This window comes from Ruegeria sp. G7 (genome assembly GCF_056535465.1).
This window is the reverse complement of the sequence record NZ_JBQFIL010000001.1, coordinates 2,686,291-2,703,919: the sequence shown is the minus strand read 5'-3', so window position 1 is coordinate 2,703,919 and position 17,629 is coordinate 2,686,291. Positions and strand designations below refer to the sequence as shown.

General features: G+C 60.2%; 13 protein-coding genes. 7 read left to right on the top strand and 6 right to left on the bottom strand.

The window, feature by feature from the left end; all coding sequences use genetic code 11:
• Positions 1-3: 3 nt before the first annotated feature.
• The gene (locus ACR3EN_RS13565) at positions 4-3,141 is read left to right on the top strand and encodes an efflux RND transporter permease subunit (protein ID WP_480821794.1); all 3,138 of its coding nucleotides are present in this window, start codon (positions 4-6) and stop codon (positions 3,139-3,141) included.
• A gap of 45 nt (positions 3,142-3,186) precedes the next feature.
• Here ACR3EN_RS13565 and glpD read toward each other — a convergent pair whose 3' ends face one another.
• The gene (gene glpD, locus ACR3EN_RS13560; protein ID WP_480821792.1) at positions 3,187-4,755 is read right to left on the bottom strand and encodes a glycerol-3-phosphate dehydrogenase; all 1,569 of its coding nucleotides are present in this window, start codon (positions 4,753-4,755) and stop codon (positions 3,187-3,189) included.
• 178 nt (positions 4,756-4,933) lie between these two features.
• Between glpD and ACR3EN_RS13555 the strand changes: the two genes are divergently transcribed.
• The 4 genes from ACR3EN_RS13555 to ACR3EN_RS13540 all read left to right on the top strand — a co-directional run bounded on the left by ACR3EN_RS13555 (position 4,934) and on the right by ACR3EN_RS13540 (position 8,888).
• Positions 4,934-5,704: a DeoR/GlpR family DNA-binding transcription regulator gene (locus ACR3EN_RS13555; RefSeq protein ID WP_480821790.1), complete on the top strand. Its 771-nt coding sequence runs from the start codon at positions 4,934-4,936 to the stop codon at positions 5,702-5,704.
• Between the two features lie 92 nt (positions 5,705-5,796).
• Positions 5,797-6,159, top strand: a complete 363-nt coding sequence (locus ACR3EN_RS13550; RefSeq protein WP_480821788.1) for a DUF3302 domain-containing protein — start codon at positions 5,797-5,799, stop codon at positions 6,157-6,159.
• Between the two features lie 21 nt (positions 6,160-6,180).
• Positions 6,181-7,326: an HlyD family secretion protein gene (locus ACR3EN_RS13545; RefSeq protein ID WP_480821786.1), complete on the top strand. Its 1,146-nt coding sequence runs from the start codon at positions 6,181-6,183 to the stop codon at positions 7,324-7,326.
• Between the two features lie 11 nt (positions 7,327-7,337).
• On the top strand, positions 7,338-8,888 hold the full coding sequence (locus ACR3EN_RS13540) for an efflux transporter outer membrane subunit (protein WP_480821784.1): 1,551 nt from the start codon (positions 7,338-7,340) through the stop codon (positions 8,886-8,888).
• A 3-nt stretch (positions 8,889-8,891) separates the two neighbouring features.
• Here the strand turns inward: ACR3EN_RS13540 and mprF are convergent, their stop codons facing one another.
• Complete coding sequence (gene mprF, locus ACR3EN_RS13535) at positions 8,892-11,498, bottom strand: bifunctional lysylphosphatidylglycerol flippase/synthetase MprF (RefSeq protein WP_480870845.1); 2,607 nt, start codon at positions 11,496-11,498, stop codon at positions 8,892-8,894.
• Positions 11,499-11,588: 90 nt separating this feature from the next.
• Positions 11,589-12,017, bottom strand: coding sequence for an Lrp/AsnC family transcriptional regulator (locus ACR3EN_RS13530; protein ID WP_480870847.1), 429 nt, complete (start codon positions 12,015-12,017; stop codon positions 11,589-11,591).
• A gap of 86 nt (positions 12,018-12,103) precedes the next feature.
• Between ACR3EN_RS13530 and rocF the strand changes: the two genes are divergently transcribed.
• Positions 12,104-13,024, top strand: a complete 921-nt coding sequence (gene rocF / locus ACR3EN_RS13525; protein ID WP_480821778.1) for an arginase — start codon at positions 12,104-12,106, stop codon at positions 13,022-13,024.
• On the top strand, positions 13,024-14,067 hold the full coding sequence (locus ACR3EN_RS13520) for an ornithine cyclodeaminase (RefSeq protein ID WP_480821776.1): 1,044 nt from the start codon (positions 13,024-13,026) through the stop codon (positions 14,065-14,067). Before rocF ends, ACR3EN_RS13520 begins: the two co-directional genes overlap by 1 nt.
• Positions 14,068-14,333: 266 nt before the next feature.
• Here the strand turns inward: ACR3EN_RS13520 and ACR3EN_RS13515 are convergent, their stop codons facing one another.
• Genes ACR3EN_RS13515 through ACR3EN_RS13505 form a run of 3 tightly spaced genes read right to left on the bottom strand, consistent with a single transcriptional unit; the run spans position 14,334 to position 17,446 of the window.
• A complete protein-coding gene (locus tag ACR3EN_RS13515; protein ID WP_480821774.1) occupies positions 14,334-15,737 on the bottom strand; it encodes a TRAP transporter large permease in 1,404 nt (467 codons plus the stop codon).
• A 3-nt stretch (positions 15,738-15,740) separates the two neighbouring features.
• On the bottom strand, positions 15,741-16,370 hold the full coding sequence (locus ACR3EN_RS13510) for a TRAP transporter small permease subunit (RefSeq protein ID WP_480821772.1): 630 nt from the start codon (positions 16,368-16,370) through the stop codon (positions 15,741-15,743).
• A gap of 59 nt (positions 16,371-16,429) precedes the next feature.
• Positions 16,430-17,446, bottom strand: coding sequence for a C4-dicarboxylate TRAP transporter substrate-binding protein (locus ACR3EN_RS13505; protein ID WP_480821770.1), 1,017 nt, complete (start codon positions 17,444-17,446; stop codon positions 16,430-16,432).
• Positions 17,447-17,629: the final 183 nt, after the last annotated feature.

Below are 17,629 nucleotides of genomic sequence, written 5' to 3'. Positions count from 1 at the left end.
CCGATGTTCTCAGCCCTGTTCATCAGCCGGCCCAAGCTGGCGCTTGTCATTTCGCTGGTCCTGACCATTCTGGGCGGGATCGGCTATCTGGTGCTGCCGGTGGCGCAGTTTCCGGACATCACGCCCCCGGTCGTCAGCGTGACGGCCACCTATACCGGTGCAAACGCCGAGACCGTTGAAAACACCGTTGCCGCGCCCATCGAGGCGCAGGTTAACGGCGTGGACGATATGATCTACATGACGTCCACCTCATCCGACAACGGATCTTATTCTTTGAACGTGACGTTCGAGGTCGGAACCGACCCCGACATCGCGTCAGTGAACGTACAGAACCGGGTGGCGCAGGCCATGGCCTCGCTTCCGTCCGAGGTCACATCGTCCGGCGTGGTGACGCAGAAAGCGTCGACAAACATGCTGTTGCTGGTCACGCTGACCTCGCCCAATGGCACATATGACAGCGTGTTTCTGTCGAACTACGCCTCGATCAACCTGAAAGATGCGCTGGCGCGGATTCAGGGTGTCGGCAGGGCCGACGTTCTGACCAATCTGGAATACGCCATGCGAATCTGGATGGACCCCGATAAGATGGCAGCGCTGTCCATCACTCCGGGTGATGTGATCAACGCCATCCGCGAACAGAACATCGAAGTCTCGGCAGGCTCGATCGGGTCGCCGCCGGTACCCGAAGGGCAAGCTTTTCAATACACGATCAAGACCAAAGGCCGCCTGACCTCGGCCGAAGAGTTTTCGGACATCGTGATCCGAACCGGAGATGCCGGTGCGATTGTGCGCGTAAAAGACATCGCGCGCACCGAGCTGGGGGCGCAGTTCTATTCAGCCTCGGGCTTTTTCCAGAGCGTCCCGGCCACCGTGATCGGTATCTACCAAGCCCCCGGCGCCAACGCGCTGGCCGTGTCCGAGCGTGTGCAGGCCGAGCTGGATCGCCTGTCACGTTCTTTCCCGACCGATGTCGAATACGCAGTGCCGTTCAATACAACGGACTTTGTTGAACAGTCCCTGAACGACGTTGTTTCGACCCTGATCCTGACCTTCATTCTGGTGATCACGGTTGTGTTCATCTTCCTCGGCAGTTGGCGCGCGACCATCATTCCGGCGGTGGCGATACCGGTGTCCTTAATCGGGACATTTGCGTTCCTGCTGGCCTTCGGAATGTCGCTGAACACGATCTCGTTGTTTGCATTGGTTTTGGCCATCGGGATTGTGGTGGATGACGCAATTGTTGTGGTTGAAAACGTCGAACGCATCATCGCGGAAGAGGGGCTGTCCCCGCCCGAAGCGACGCGCAAGGCCATGGGCCAGATCACAGGCCCGGTGATTGCGACCACGCTGGTTCTGCTGGCCGTGTTCGTGCCGGTGACCTTCATGCCCGGCATCTCTGGGCGATTGTATTCGCAGTTCGCAGTAACGATCTCGACCGCTGTTGTGATCTCATCGATCAACGCGCTTACGCTGTCTCCGGCCTTGTGCGGGCTGGTGCTGAAGGCGCGCTCGGGGCCACCTAAGGGTTTGCTGGCGGTGTTCGAAGGTTTCATCGGTACGATGCGCAGCGGCTATACAGCTATAGTGCGCAAACTGCTGATCCTGCCGGTCATCTCGCTTGGCATCATCGCCGCCTTTGCTGCGGGAACCGGTACGATCATGGGGAATACCTCGAAAGGGTTCATCCCGCTTGAGGACAATGGTTATCTATTCGTCGACATCCAACTGCCCGACGCGGCAACGCTCGAACGGACCGAGACCGTCTCGGCGCGACTGGATGCGCAGATGCAGGAAATCCCCGGTGTTGCCAGCACTGTTCTGGTGAACGGTTTCTCGCTGCTGAACGGGACAACGACCAACGGTGCCGCCATCTTCGTCAACCTCACCAATTGGGAGGAACGACAAGAGCCCGACCTGAGCGCGGATGCCATTCTGGGCAAAGTGCTGGCGATTGCGAACCAGGAATCGGCGGCTTCGATCGTCGCCTTCAACCCGCCGCCCATTCAGGGCCTCGGCATGTCCGCCGGTGTTGAGATGGAGGTGCAGCAGACCGGTGGCGGCTCACCGCAGGATCTGGCTTCGGCGGTTGGCTCTTACGTCTATGCAGCCAACCAGCGGCCCGAGATTGCGCAGGCCTATACCACCTTCCGGGCAAACGTGCCGCAATTGTTCGTTGATCTGGACCGGGAAAAGGCCAAGACCCTGCAGGTTTCGGTGGCCGAGATTTTCCAGACCATGCAGGCGCAACTTGGGTCCTACTACGTGAATGACTTCAACCTGTTTGGCCGGGTCTACCGCGTTATGATTCAGGCCGAGGGCTCGTACCGGAACAAGGTCGAGGATATCTCGGACCTCTACGTGCGCTCCACCAAGGGTGAGATGGTGCCGCTGGGCACTCTGATCGACGTGGAAAACGTGCTGGGGCCGGTTCTGTTGAAACGGCACAACCTGTTCCGCTCGGCCACGGTGACAGCGGTGCCTGCTCCCGGTCTGTCCACCGGTGACGCGATCAATGTCATGACCGAGGAATCGGCAACCGCCCTGCCCCCCGGTTATGCGTTCGAATGGACCGGCACGGCGCAGCAACAGCTCGCCTCGGGCGGGCTGGTGGTCGTGATCCTGGGCCTGGCGATCCTGTTCGGCTATCTGTTCCTTGTGGGGCAATACGAAAGCTGGACGATGCCCGTGTCGATCCTGATGTCCGTGGTCGTCGCGCTGTTTGGCGCGGTGGCGGCGGTGGCCGTCGTGGGCAGCGATATCAACCTCTATACGCAGATCGGGATGATCATGCTTGTGGGGCTTGCCTCGAAGAACGGGATTCTGATCGTGGAATTCGCCATGGAGCAGCGCGCCAAGGGCCTGTCGATCAGAGAGGCTGCAGCCGAGGCTGCGCATCAGCGTTTTCGCGCCGTGATGATGACCGCGCTTTCGTTCCTGCTGGGTGTTGTGCCCCTACTGGCCGCGAACGGCGCGGGCGCGGCCAGCCAGAAGGCCATCGGTGTCGCGGTCTTTGGCGGCATGCTGGCGGCGACGTTGTTCGGGGTGATCCTCGTGCCCGTCCTCTATGCCGTGATGCAAGGGCTGCGCGAGCGGATCAAAGGCAGCAAACACGATCCGGGCCCGTCGGAAGAGGCCGCCTGATCAGACAAAACAAAACGCCCCGCAACTGAGCGGGGCGTTTTGCTTCTAGCGATTGCTCATCCAATCATCAATCCGTGCAACCTGCTCGGGCGCCAGCCGCAGACCCAGCTTGTTGCGCCGCCAGATCACATCCTCGGCCGAGCGCGCATATTCCTTGTCCATCAGCCAGTTCAATTCTGCCGCTGTCAGAGTGGCTCCAAAATCCTCACCCAGATCGGGTTGATCCTGTGCCGCACCCAATATGGCGCGCGCGTCGGTCCCGTATGCCCGAACCAGCCGCCGCGCCCATATCTGCGTCAGGAACGAATAATCTGCCATCAGGCTTTCGATCAGCGCATCAACCCCATTGACCGGAAAGTCGCCCCCCGGCAATGGCACGCCCGCTGTCCATGGCCCCGACACACCCGAGAGATGCTCGCCCACCTTCTCAAGCGCACTTTCCGCCAGTCGGCGATAGGTGGTGATCTTGCCGCCAAAGACATTGAGGACCGGCGCGCCGCCTTCGGAATCCACTTTCAGCGTGTAATCCCGCGTTGCCGCTGTGGCGCTGCTGGCCCCATCGTCATACAAAGGCCGCACACCTGAATAGGTCCACACGATATCCTCGCGTGTCACCGGCTTCTCGAAGTATTTCGAAGCAAAAGCGCACAGATACTCCTGCTCGGCCTCTGTGCAGACCGGAGGCTCGGACGGGTCCGCATGATCCTGATCCGTGGTTCCGATCAGGGTGAAATCCTGCTCATAAGGAATGGCGAAGATGATCCGTCCGTCCTCACCCTGAAAGAAATAGCATTTGTCGTGATCATACAGCTTCGGCGTCACGATATGGCTGCCGCGCACCAACCGGACACCTTCACGAGAGTTCATGCGGATCTTGGTCTGGATGATGTCGCCGACCCACGGCCCTCCGGCATTGATTAGCATCCGGGCATGAACTGTGCTGGTCTCATCCCTGTCGCGATCGCGCAGCGTGATTTGCCACAGATCATCCACACGCTCGGCCGAGATCACCTCGGTCCGCACCATGATCTGCGCCCCGCGCGCCTCGGCATCGCGGGCGTTCAGGACCACAAGGCGCGAATCCTCGACCCAGCAATCGGAATACTCATATGCGGTTTCGAACTTGTCCTGCAGCGGACCTCCTTCGGGCACGCTCCGCAGGTTCAGAGATCGGGTGCCGGGCAGGATCTTCCGCCCTCCGAGGTTATCATACATGAACAAGCCAAGCCGGATCAGCCAAGCCGGGCGCCGCCCACGCATCCACGGCATCACCGTGCTCAGCAATCTGGATGTGGGTGTTTCCGCATCGAACCGCATATCGCCGTGATAGGGCAGCACAAAGCGCATCGGCCACGAGATGTGCGGCATGGCGCGCAGCAAAGTCTCGCGTTCGATCAGCGCCTCGCGAACAAGACGGAATTCAAAGAATTCCAGGTAGCGCAGCCCTCCATGGAACAGCTTGGTCGAGGCTGAAGACGTAGCCGACGCAAGGTCGTTCATCTCGGCCAGAGCCACCGACAGCCCCCGGCCCGCCGCATCGCGTGCGATGCCGCAGCCATTGATGCCTCCGCCAATGATAAACAGATCGGTGACCTGATTGGTATCCGATGACATATCGCGTGATTCCCTGGTTTAGCAGCGTTGCGCGCATTAACCCTGCGGATGTTCGTTTCGTCAATATATTCTTTCGTTTTTGCTCTTATACCGCAACTATGCGCGTCATCGCACCCAATGGCCTTGCCAAACTGACCAAAAAGAGCAAAAACGAACACAATCATCTGCGGAGCGCCCAATGTCCCTGTCCTTTCGTCAATCGGACATCCTTGAAATCGCCAGAACCGAAGGCCGGGTCACAGTCGATGGCTTGGCCGAGCGCTTTCAGGTCACTGTCCAGACCATCCGGCGCGATCTGTCCGAGTTGTCGGATGCGGGCGTGCTGGACCGGGTGCATGGCGGGGCCGTTCTACGCTCGGGCGTCTCGAATATCGGGTATGAGGATCGTCGCGCCCTGAACCACGAGGTCAAAACGCGCATCGCCGCGCGCTGTGCTGCGGATATCCCGGATGGCAGTTCGGTCTTTATGAATATTGGCACCTCGACCGAAGCGGTCGCGCGCCAATTGCTGCAGCACAAGAACCTGATGGTGATCACCAACAACATGAACGTCGCAACCATTCTAGCCGAGAACCCGGATTGCGAAATCGTGGTTGCTGGCGGCGTTCTGCGCCGGTCGGACAGTGGTCTTGTGGGCAATCTGGCGGTGTCGACCATTCGTCAGTTCAAGTTCGATCATGCGATCATCGGATGCTCGGCGCTGGATGCCGATGGTGATCTGATGGATTTCGACCTGCAAGAGGTGCTGGTCAGCCAGACCATCATCGCGCAGGCGCGGCGTACGAGTCTGGTGGCGGACCATTCCAAGTTCAGCCGCACCGCCCCCGCCCGCATTGCCTCATTGGCGGATGTGGATGCGATCTATACTGACGCGCCCCTGCCCGCAGACCTGCCCGCGAAATGTACCGAATGGCAGACACAGATCGTCATGTGCGGTGACAGGCAATAGGTCATCACTTTCTCCAAAACACCCATAAACTGATTGACGAAGCGCAGCGCACAACTGAGGATGCAGTAACCTTCCCAACAGGAGGCGCGAGCATGGGACTTTTGGGGCAGCCGCTGGGCTATTACGACTATCTGACATTTGTGGCGTTGATCCTGCTTTTGGCGGCTGTGATGGCGCTGTTCTTGTTCATCATGGGCCTGCCCGGCCGGATCGCAATCAAGCGCAACCATCCCCATGCCGAGGCCGTCAAGATGATGGGCTGGATGGGGTTTCTGGCTATCGTGCCATGGGTCCACGCCTTCATCTGGGCCTTTCATGACGGTGTGACCGTGGACATGCGCCGCGGCCCCGAAGATGAGCGCAAAGCCATCCGGGATGAGATCAAGCGGCTGGGCGGCAAGGTAAAGCCCGAGTATCAGGATCCACTTGATATAGACGACACGCAGAAAAGCTAAGGCCAGAGGAAATCAATACACATGCTTGTCGCCCTCGGCATCACGCTGTTTTACATCATCTTTGTCTGGTTCGTGTTCTTCAAGGCCCAGTGGCTGAAGTTCAACATCATGTGGGGGATCGTCTCGTTCTGGGTTGGGGCGCATCTGTTGCTGATCTTTTTGGTCGCGCTGCGGTTCTTTCAGCCCTTTTCGATCGACGGCCATGTGGTGCGTTCGACCATCCAGATCCTGCCGCGGCTGACCCAGCCCACGCTGTTGACCGAGGTGCTGGTCGAGCCCAACACATGGGTCACTAAGGGCGAACCACTTTATCGCTTTGACGACACGGTGTTTTCGCTGGCCGTCGATAAGGCCAACGCGCAACTGGTGGCGGCCGAGCAAAATGCCAAGATTCTGGAACAGGATGTCATTGCCGCGACCGAGGCGGTCGAGCGCGCAAATGCCAAGCTGGCCTATGCCCTGACCGAGCAGGCGCGGTACGAAAACCTTGTCCCCGCCGGAGGGGCGCGGCAGGACGAACTGGATCGCTGGACCGAACAGGTGGCCGAGGATCAGGCGCTGGTGAACGAGGCCGAGGCCAATCTTGAGAAAGCCAAGCTGGCGCAGTCCTCGCAGATCGACGGCGTGAACACCGGCATCCTGCAGGCCCAAGCACAATTGGCCGAGGCTGAATACTTCCTGAACAACACCACGATCTACGCCCCCGAGAACGGCATGATCGTGTCGCAGCAGGCGCGTCCGGGCCTTGTCGTCGGTGACCTGCGGCTGGGCGCGATTGCCAGTTTCGTAACCGAAGACAGCCCCTATATCCTCGCCACCTTCCGCCAGCAGAACCTGAAATTCGTCGAGGTCGGCCAGCCGGTCGAGGTCGCGCTGGATCTCTATCCCGGCGAGATTCTGACCGGCAAGGTCGAGGCGATCTGGTGGGCCACCCGTCAGGGCCAGTACCTGCCCTCGGGCCGCCTGCCCGGTTTCGAGTTGCCCAAGCTGCCCGGTCGCATCGCGGTGCAAATCTCGGTCGAGGTACCCGAGGGTCATACCTTCCCCGCCGGCGGTCATGGGGCGGTGGCGATCTATACCGGCATGGGGAAAAGTTTCGAGTTCCTGAGGCGCATTAACATCCGCCTCTACTCCTTTGCCAACTTCATCCGACCGCTGGATATCTGAGGATGCGTGCCATGACACTCCGCCGGTTGTTGGGCACCGCCCTGTGCGCCGCCACCCTTGCGGCCTGCACCCCGGTGGGGCCCGATTTCGTGCGCCCGAACTCTCCGGTCGTGAAACAGTGGATCGAGGTGAACAGCCCCAGCGCCGGTCAAAGCGGCCTGACGTCGCGCAGCGCGCCCGTCGTGCGCTGGTGGGAGACGTTCAACGACCCCACCCTGAACAAGCTGATCGCCGAGGCCTATGCCCAGAACCTGACCCTGCAAGTCGCCGGCGCCCGCGTGCTGCAGGCCCGCGCGCAGCTTGGCATCGCTTTCGGAGAGCTCTACCCCCAATCACAAGCCATTGGTGGATCGCTGGAGCGGCGACAGATCAGTGACAATCTGGGGCCAATCGCGGACGTCCGGCGCATCATTCCGCTGGATACCGAGTTCTCGACCTCGCAAGTGGGATTCGATGCGCAGTGGGAACTGGATGTCTGGGGCCAGCAACGGCGCGGCGTGCAGGCAGCACGCTCGAACCTCGCGTTGCAGGTCGCCAACTATGACGATGCCCTTGTGACGCTGACCGGCGATGTCGCCGCTCTCTATATCAACATCCGTTCGCTGCAAGAGGCGTTGGCCGTTGCGCAAGAGAATATCCGGATTCAACAGGAATCTGCAGATCTGACGCAGCTGCGGTTCAACAATGGTGTGACCACTGAACTGGATGTGCAGGAATCCACCGCGCTGTTGAACAACACCAAGGCGCTGGTGCCGCAGTTGGAAAGTGACCTGCAACAAGCCAAAAACGCGCTGGCGGTGCTGCTGGGGAAAACCCCGTCGCAAATGGCGGGGCTTTTGGGCAATTCGGGTCGCATTCCGTCGGCGCGCTCGAACGTCGCAGTGGGCGTCCCCGCCGAACTGCTGCGCCGCCGCCCCGACGTGCGCGCCGCCGAACTGGCCGCCGCGACGCAATCGGCGCAGGTGGGCATTGCGCTGGCTGATCTATATCCCCAATTCATCCTGTCGGGCTCGATCGGGCTACAGGCCTCGGGCGGGCGCGACCTGTTCAGCACCAACAGCGCGACCGGTCTGGCCAACGCCGGCGTTGTCTGGAACGTGTTGAACTATGGCCGTATCAAGAACAACGTGCGCGCGCAGGACGCCGCATATCAGGCGCTGATCGCGAATTATCAGAACACCGTTCTGACCGCCTATTCCGAGGTTGAAAGCGCCATGGTCGCGTACACTGAGGCGCGCAAACAGGTCACCTTCTACCAACGCAGCGTCGAGGCCTCGCGCAAGGCCGCCGATATCGCGGTCGACCAGTACCGCGACGGCATCGCCAGCTATTCGCGTATTCTGAACACGCAGACCGCACTGCTGCGGTCTCAGGCCAATCTGATCGAAGCGCGGCAGGAGGTCTCGTCCAATCTGGTCGCGATCTACAAAGGTCTGGGCGGCGGCTGGCAGATTCGCCAAAATCAGGAATTCCTGCCCGAAACGGTGCTGGCCGAGATGGCCTATCGCACCGATTGGGGTGATCTGCTTGAGAAAACGCCAACCGGTGTCAGCCTGAACTGACCCCTATTTCGTCAACCCGCGCAAGCCGCCCGAGATCAGGATATTCACCTCGTAGAGAATACGCGGCGCCGCCAACCCGCCGGGGCTGGCGAGGTAGTTCGGGCTCCATTCTGGGTCGAACTTCTGCTTGAAACTGCGCAGACCCTCGAAGTGATAAAACTGCTCGCCATGTTCATAGACGAACCCGCCGATACGGTTCCAGAGTGAGGCCAGTTGCCGGTTCTCGATCCCGGAGAACGGCGCGGCGCCCAGCGAGAACCAGTGGAACCCCTGTTCGGCCCCCCAAGACATCATCTCGGCAAACAGCGCATCCATGACAAAGCTGGGGCTGTCGGGCTCATAGCGCATCAGGTCCAGCGATAGTTCGGACTTGTGGCCGCCTTGAAACAGGTTCGCGAAGGCCATGATCTTGCCGGTCTCATCCCGCAGAACCGCGTGGTCAAAGTAAGACAGGTACTTTTCGTCAAAGCCCCCCAGGGCAAACCCTTTCTCCTCGCCCGCCTTCCTGGCCAGCCAATCGTCCGAGATTTTGCGCAGCTCAGGCAGCACCGGGGCCAGTTCCTCTTTGGGAATGATCTCGAACACATAGCCCTCGCGCTCGGCCCGGTTCTTGGCCTGCCGGAACCGTTTGCGCGGCTTGCCGTCCAGCGAGAAATCGGTCAGCGGCACCCGCGCGACCTCACCGATTTTCAGGATCGACAGGCCGAGGTCGAGAAACGTCGGCAGGTACTTGGTCGAAACGCTATAGAACGCACACAGCTTGCCTTCGCGATCCGCCATTTCGCGCAGTTGCCAGATCAACTGCTGGCCCGCCGTTTCATCTCCGACCGGCTCACCCTTGGTGATCAGCGCGTTGCCCGTGTCGGCGTAGGCCAGAAAGGCGGTTTCATCGTCCGAGATCAGGAATTGCTTGTCGCCAGTCAGCGAGATTTGGGATTCGGTGTCCTCGCATTCCATCACCAGCCGCTCGACCACTTCGGGGATTTCGGTGCGGGTCGGGGTCGGTATCTCACGGCCAAACAGCGAGTTCACAGCTACCACGCCAAGGATCACCGCCACCACGAGGCTGGAGCGCAGGAAACGTGATGCGTCACCGTTCCACGCGAATTCCCACCACAGCGCGTTTTGGTATTCGACATGGGAATAGGCAAATAACCCCACCCAGAAGATCACCAGCAGCAAGGCCATCACGCTGACCAGCCACGGGATATTCAACCGGAAAATCGACGCGCCGCTGACACGGTAGAACGCGCCTCGGAACATCGCCAACAGAGCGATGGTGCCCAGCAGCGAGATGGCCTCATGCGTGCCCAGACCCTTGGCCAGCGACGCAAAGAAGCCCGCCACCATCAGAAGCATCGCAACAACCCACGCGCGGTAAAGCTTGCGGAACAGCCCACGCGACACCAGCAGCAGCAGCACACCCACAGCGCTGCCCGCCAGATGCGAGGCTTCGACAAAAGACAACGGCAACACCTCGCGCAAGACGCTCAGGTTCTGCGACCCGGCAGGCAGCGCCCCCGAGACCAGCAGGATCACCCCCGCCACCGCCGCAACCCCTGCAGCGACCATTGGCACGATCGGACGGATGGCGCGGTAGACCCATGTCGCCGCGCCGCCGATCTTGTGCCGTTGCGTCAGCACCGAGGCCCCGGCAATGGACAGGCTGGCTATGCCAAACGGGCAGAACGTATAGACGATGCGATAGAGCAGCAGCGCGGCAATCACATCCGAACGCCCCGAGGCGCCGAGGCCAGCAATCAGCGTCGCCTCGAACACCCCGATCCCGCCCGGCGCGTGACTGAGGATACCCGCCGCAATCGCCGCGATATAGATGGTGAAGAAATAGGGATAACCGACCCCCAGATCGTCCGGCATCAGCACGTAAAGCGCCATGGATGCCCCGAACAAGTCCCCAATCGCTGCGATGGTCAGCAGGCTGGCCAGCTTGCCACCGGGCAGGTTGAAGCCAAAGCCGCCATAGGCCAGACGCCGCCCCCCGCTGGACAACCACACGAACAAGGCGGCGAGACCGGCCAGCAGGCACAGGCCAATCGCCGTTTCGGTGGTCTCTCCGATCGGCAGCACGTTGGATATCCCATCGGGATGCAGGGTCAACAGGATGCCCAAAATCAGGATCAGCCCCATCCAGAACGCCACCCACGAGGTCGCGATGACCCCGGCGACGCGCCCCAGATCCAGCCCCAGCGACGCGTAGATTCGATACCGGATCGCCGTGCCGGTGATGTAGGAAAAACCAAGGCAATTCGACACCGCATAGCCGCTGGCCCCGGCCATGCCCGCAATAGGCAGCGGGACCTTCCCATCCGCAACGCTCTGAACTGCGAAAACGTCATAGAAGGACAGCGACAGAAAGCTGAACGCGGTCCAGCACAGCGCAAAAAACATCAACTTCCACGAGGTCGCGGCAATATCCGTCTTCACATCCGCCCATTTCACATGCGCCGACAGATCATGCAGTACAAACAGCGCAATCAACGTGATCAACACCGGCACCGCGACCCGGACCAGAGGCTTTTCCAGCAATCCGGTCACGCGCTCGGCCAGCCTCTGGGCCCGCGACTCGTCATTTGTCGCTTCTGAAGTCATTCTGAAATGTCCCTGCCCTGCTGCCGGTTCAGGCGTCAGATCAAAGCTTTGCACATATTTGCAAGCGATCAAAGCATGTTGCGTCTGGTCTTACGTCCGGCCTTTGCGGGTCGACAGCAACAGGTTGGTCTCGGACCGGGTAACGCCCTCCATCCGCCTGATCGCGAATAAAACACCATCGAACTCGGCCAAAGTATCGGTGCCGATCTCGACGATCAGATCCCAGCTGCCATTGGTGGAATGCACCGCCCCTACCTCGCGCATGGCCGCGATCCGAGACCGGATTCGTTCAGTCCCCCGACCCTCGATCTCAAGCATCATCAACCCGCGAACCGGGCTTTCCGAGACGCCCTGACGGGTCACCACCGTGAAGCCCACAATCTCACCAGATTGCTTGAGGCGCTGCAACCGGCTGCGCACAGTGGTGCGGGTCACGCCCAAGAGCTCGGCCAACTCGGATAATGAGGCACGGGCGTCCCGATGCAGAGCATTCAGCAATCGGCTATCCAGTTCGTCCATAGAACCTTTCCAAATCGAATTTCACTGATCCAGTTTGATCATTTTGACCTCTTTTCTCAACCCATCCTGCATTCATATACAGCCTTATGGACAAGAAAACTCTCATTCTGGCCGGGGCCCCGATGGATTCCGGCAAACGCCGTCAAGGCTGCCGCATGGGGCCCGACGCCTATCGCGTGGCCGGGCTGACGCAGGCGCTGACCGATCTGGGACATACCGTCACAGACATTGGCGACACCGTCCCCGATCAGGTCGATATGCCCGAGCACGCACACCTGTTCGCACTGCCCGAATGCGTCGGCTGGACCCGCGCCCTGAGTCGTACGGCGCAAGAGGCCGCGCAGCACGGCCTGCCGATTTTCATGGGCGGGGATCACGCGCTGTCGATGGGCACGGTCGCGGGCATGGTGACGCACGCGCACAGTATAGGTCGCCCCTTGTTTGTACTGTGGCTGGATGCGCATAGCGATTTTCACACCCCCGGCAGCACTGCCAGCGGCAACCTGCACGGCACGCCAGTCGCGTACTTCACAGGACAGCCGGGGTTCGAGGCCTTCCCCCCCCTCACCGCCCCGGTCCCTACAGATCGCGTCGGCATGATCGGCCTCCGCTCGGTCGATCCGGCAGAGCACGCGGCGCTTGAGAAAGACAAGGCCATGCTGGCCGACATGCGCAGCATTGATGAGCACGGCATTAAGGCTCCGCTGTTGGCCTTCCTCGACAAGGTACGCGCAGCAAATGGCCTCCTGCATGTTTCGCTGGATGTCGATTTCCTGGATCCGTCGATTGCGCCCGCCGTTGGTACCACCGTCCCTGGCGGCGCTACCGAGCGTGAGGCGCATCTGGTGATGGAACTGCTCCACGAAAGCGGCCTTGTCTGCTCACTGGATCTGGTCGAACTGAACCCGTTCCTTGATGAACGTGGCCGAACCGCAAAACTGATGGTCGATCTGGCCGCCTCGCTGATGGGCCGCCGCATCTTTGACCGCCCGACCCGGAGTTTCTGATGACCCAACCCTCTGACAAGGCCCTTGTGCCGTTTGTATCCGTCGACAACATGATGCGCCTGATCCATCACATCGGGCTGGAGCAGATGATCATCCAGATCGCGGCGCAGATCGAGGCTGATTTCAAGCGCTGGGAAAGCTTCGACAAAACACCCCGCATCCCGGCACATTCGCCCCATGGTGTGATCGAGTTGATGCCCACCTCGGATGGCGAGGCTTATGGGTTCAAATACGTCAATGGTCACCCCAAGAACACATCCGAGGGGCTTCAGACCGTGACTGCGTTTGGCTTGCTGGCCGATGTCTACACCGGCTATCCGACACTGCTGACCGAGATGACGATGCTGACCGCCCTGCGCACGGCAGCAACCTCGGCGCTGGTGGGCAGCTATCTTGCCCCGAAATCGGCCACGGTAATGGCAATGATCGGCAACGGTGCACAATCCGAGTTCCAGTGTCTTGCTTTCAAGGCGATGTGCGGGATCAGCACCGTCCGCCTCTATGACAACGACCCGCAGGCTACGGCGAAATGCGCAGCAAACCTCGAAGGCAAAGGGCTGACGGTGATCTCATGCAAGACGCCGGAAGACGCGATCGAAGGCGCGCAGATCATCACCACCTGCACGGCCGACAAGAAATACGCGACGATCCTGACCGACAACATGGTTGGCCCGGGCGTACACATCAACGCGATCGGCGGCGACTGCCCCGGCAAAACCGAGTTGCATCGCGATATCCTGATGCGGTCGGATATCTTCGTGGAATACCCCGAACAGACCCGCATCGAAGGTGAGATTCAGGCGCTGGAATCGGATCATCCGGTCACCGAAATGTGGGAGGTCATCAGCGGCAAAGCCAAGGGCCGCACCGATGACCGCCAGATCACGCTGTTTGACAGTGTTGGCTTCGCCATCGAGGACTTTTCAGCCCTGCGCTACATCAAGCGCGCCATCGAAGGCACGGATTTCTTCGAGCCGTTGGACATGCTGGCCGACCCGGATGACCCGCGCGACCTGTTTGGCATGTTGATGCGCGCGACTTAGGCATCGCGCCCATTTCAAACCCCAGAAAACCAAAATCCTGGAGGGGGCTCTGCCCCCACCGCCTTCGGCGGCCCCCCGGGATATTTCTGGCCAGATGAAACGGATCGGTCCACCCCTAACCGCGTGCCAGGGGCTTCATCTGGCGCGGACATCGGCGTCCCGCCTGTAGCCCCCACTCCTGACCCAACGAAATGATTAAGGGTCCGTTACTTCATCTGGCCAAAAATATCCCGGAGCGCGAGGCAGAGCCTCGCAGAATCCCTGCGCTATCCGGCGAGCGATGGCAGGTACAGCACTATTCCCGGAAAGGCCACGAGCAACGCGATGGTGACTGCATCGGCAATAAAGAACGGAGTGACGCCCTTGAATACATCCTGAACGCTCAGATCAGAGCGCACCCCGGCGACGACAAAGCAATTGAGGCCAATGGGAGGTGTGATCAGACAGAACTCGGCCATCTTCACCACCAATATGCCGAACCAGATTGCGCACATCGGACCTGACATGCCAAAGGCGCTGTCTGCGGCGCTGACAGTTTCCCCTCCGTTCAGGGCCATGACCGCGGGATAAACGACAGGAAGTGTCAGCAGAAGCATCCCAATTGCATCCATAAACATCCCCAGTACCGCGTAAGCCAGGAGAATGCAGATCAGGATCAGCATCGGTGACATTTCAAGTGAGGTGATCCAATCCGAAAACGCGCCCGGAAGATCGGCGAAGCCCAGAAAACGGACGTAGATCAGCACTCCCCAGATGATCGAGAATATCATGGCCGTCAGCTTGGCCGTCTCCAGCAGCGCCGACTTGAACTCGGGCCAGCGCATGCCGTGGAACAGGGCAAAGCAGAACACGATGAATGCACCAATCGCACCGCCCTCGGTCGGTGTACCCCAGGCTTTGTCACCGAACGGGTTATAGACAAAGCAGATGATGATCAGGATCACTGCGACGATCGGGATGGCGCCCGGTAAAGCTGTAAATCGCTCTTTCCAGCTGAAGCCGGTGACGGGAGGGCCGACCGATTTGAACACCACTGCAATTCCAATGATCAACAAACCGTAGACAACAGCCGAAAATGCACCCGGGATGAACCCGGCGAGCAGCAGTTTGCCCACATCTTGCTCAACGATGATGGCATAGATTACCAGGATCGCAGAGGGCGGTATCAACGATGCGAGCGTCCCGCCTGCCGCAACCACACCTGCAGCGAAGCGTTTGTTGTAGCCGACCGAGAGCATCTCGGGGATCGCAATACGCGCAAACACTGCCGATGTCGCAACAGAGGCACCCGAGACCGCCGCAAAACCGGCCGTGGCAAAAATGGTCGAAACTGCGAGGCCACCAGGCACCCAGGCGATCCAGCGCTTTGCTGCCTCGAACAATGCCCGCGTCAGACCGGCATAATACGCAAGATAGCCGATCAGTATGAAGGTCGGGATCAGGCTGAGCGTATGCGACGCCACTTTCGAATGCGGCACCTGTCCGGCTGTCTTGACCGCCACCGTGACGGCCCGGCCAAACCGGTCAGGATCGTAGCCGAACTTGGCCCAGAAAATCCAGATCAGACCCACAAGGCCTGCCAGACCGGCGGCAAAGGCGACGCGCATTCCCGTGACCACAAGAAGCAGCAGCCCTCCGGTGACCCACAGGCCGATATCGATCGTGTCCATGGGTCAGTTTTGCCTTTCGTACTGTTCGGCTTCGGCGGCTGCCTGCGCCGCCGCGTCCTGAATCAGCGGGACAGCAACCGGGTGCGCCTCGCCCGTGATCAGCGCCCGGCCATAGCCCCAAATCTGCAAAAGCAGCCGCAGACACAGTACCGAGAACGCCACCGGAGCGAGCAGCTTGGCGGGCCACAAGGGAATGCCGATATCAATCGAGCTGTCGCGGCTCCACATCGGTGCATCGAAATCAAAAGAGCGATCGAAATGTGACCAGCTACCCCAGACAAGGGCCACCATCAGCAGAAGGATCAAAAGGACAGATATCAGCTCGAACACCCAGAGCGCGCGCCCCTTCAGCCGCGAAATCACGATATCCATGCGAATATGACCGCCATCGCGCTGGACAAAAGAAATGCCCAAGAACGCGATCAGCGGCATGGCCTGCTCAATCCAGTCAACATAGCCCGGCAGCGGTGCATTGGCGGCGTTGCGCCCGCTGACCGAGACCACAGCAAGCACCATCAGCCCGAAGACTGCCAATCCGCTGATCAAGGCAAGACTACGCTCCAGTCGCAATAGCTGCTGGTCGAGACGGCTGATCAGGCTGCCGTCCTGCAGCACTGTGGCATGGCCTGCCATCTTGGTTTTACCTCGCTGTCAGGAAAAGCCGGGCATCGGATGATGCCCGGCCTGTGCAATCAATTACCACCGCGTTGCTGCTGCAATGTGGCCTGCACCAGATCATAAAGCTCCTGCGCGGGCAGACCCTGTGCGCTCATATCCGCAATCCACTGTTCGCGAATGGGATCTGCAGCCTTGGCGCGGAATTCTTCGATCACGGCATCCTCGATCATGACTTTCTGCACGCCTTTTTCTTCCAGCACGCTGTCCCACTGCTCTAACAAACCACCGTAGTTGGCCAGATAGTGCGCGATAGCTTCGTCCACGGAACTGTCCAACGCTTCGCGATGCGCATCCGAAAGTGAGTCATAGGCATCGATGTTAACCACGACCGGACAATTGACCGTGCCCGGGTTCAGGTTCGCGGTCCACCAATCAGCCTCGTTAATCGTGCCGAAGGACAGGTGCGCGTGTTGTGCAAACGCCACCGTATCGACGACCCCGGATTCCATCGCATTGTAAGCTTCCGTCGCCGGGACCGAGGTCGGAACGCCACCCACTGCTTCGAACGCCTGCCCCAGACCACCTGTCGCGCGGACGCGCATGCCGTCGAAATCGGCGAGCTTATCGCGAGCATCGCCAGTACCGACCAGATTATACTGCGGCATGGGCGAGGTCATCAGAAGCCGCGCATTCCATTGCGCCATCTCGTCCTGAACCGCCGGGTGGTCGTAGACCGCGTGGCTGACCGCGACCTCCTCATCGAGGGTGCTCACCCCAAGAAACGGCAGCTCGAGCACGGTGATCGCACGGTTCTTGTCGCGGTGATAGCCCGCGCAGAATTGTGCCATCTCGAACGCGCCGATCTCGATCCCGTCCAGATTTTCGCGCGGCTTCGACAGACCGCCATAGCTGACATTGATGGTGAACTCACCGCCGGTCTTTTCGCTGACCAGTTCGGCCAGCTTCTCGACATGCTCAGTGAAAGCGCGGCGTTTTCCCCAGACCGAAGCATTCCATTCCGTCGCTGCGGCCTCGGCGACGAACGCAAAGCTCAGCGCGGTGACGGCTGCACCGCTCAACATCTTTTTCATAGTGTTTCCTCCCATTGTTGCACCCCTTGGCGAGGCGCTTGAAATCGAAGCTAGCGCTAAGTCCCGAATGTGCCAACCCCCGCGAACCAGCCGGCATTGCTCCGCCGATCTTGCGCGGTGTCATGACAAGGCGGCGCGGCACCTTCCGAGGCGTAATGAAGGCATGACAGTTTAGCATTTGTT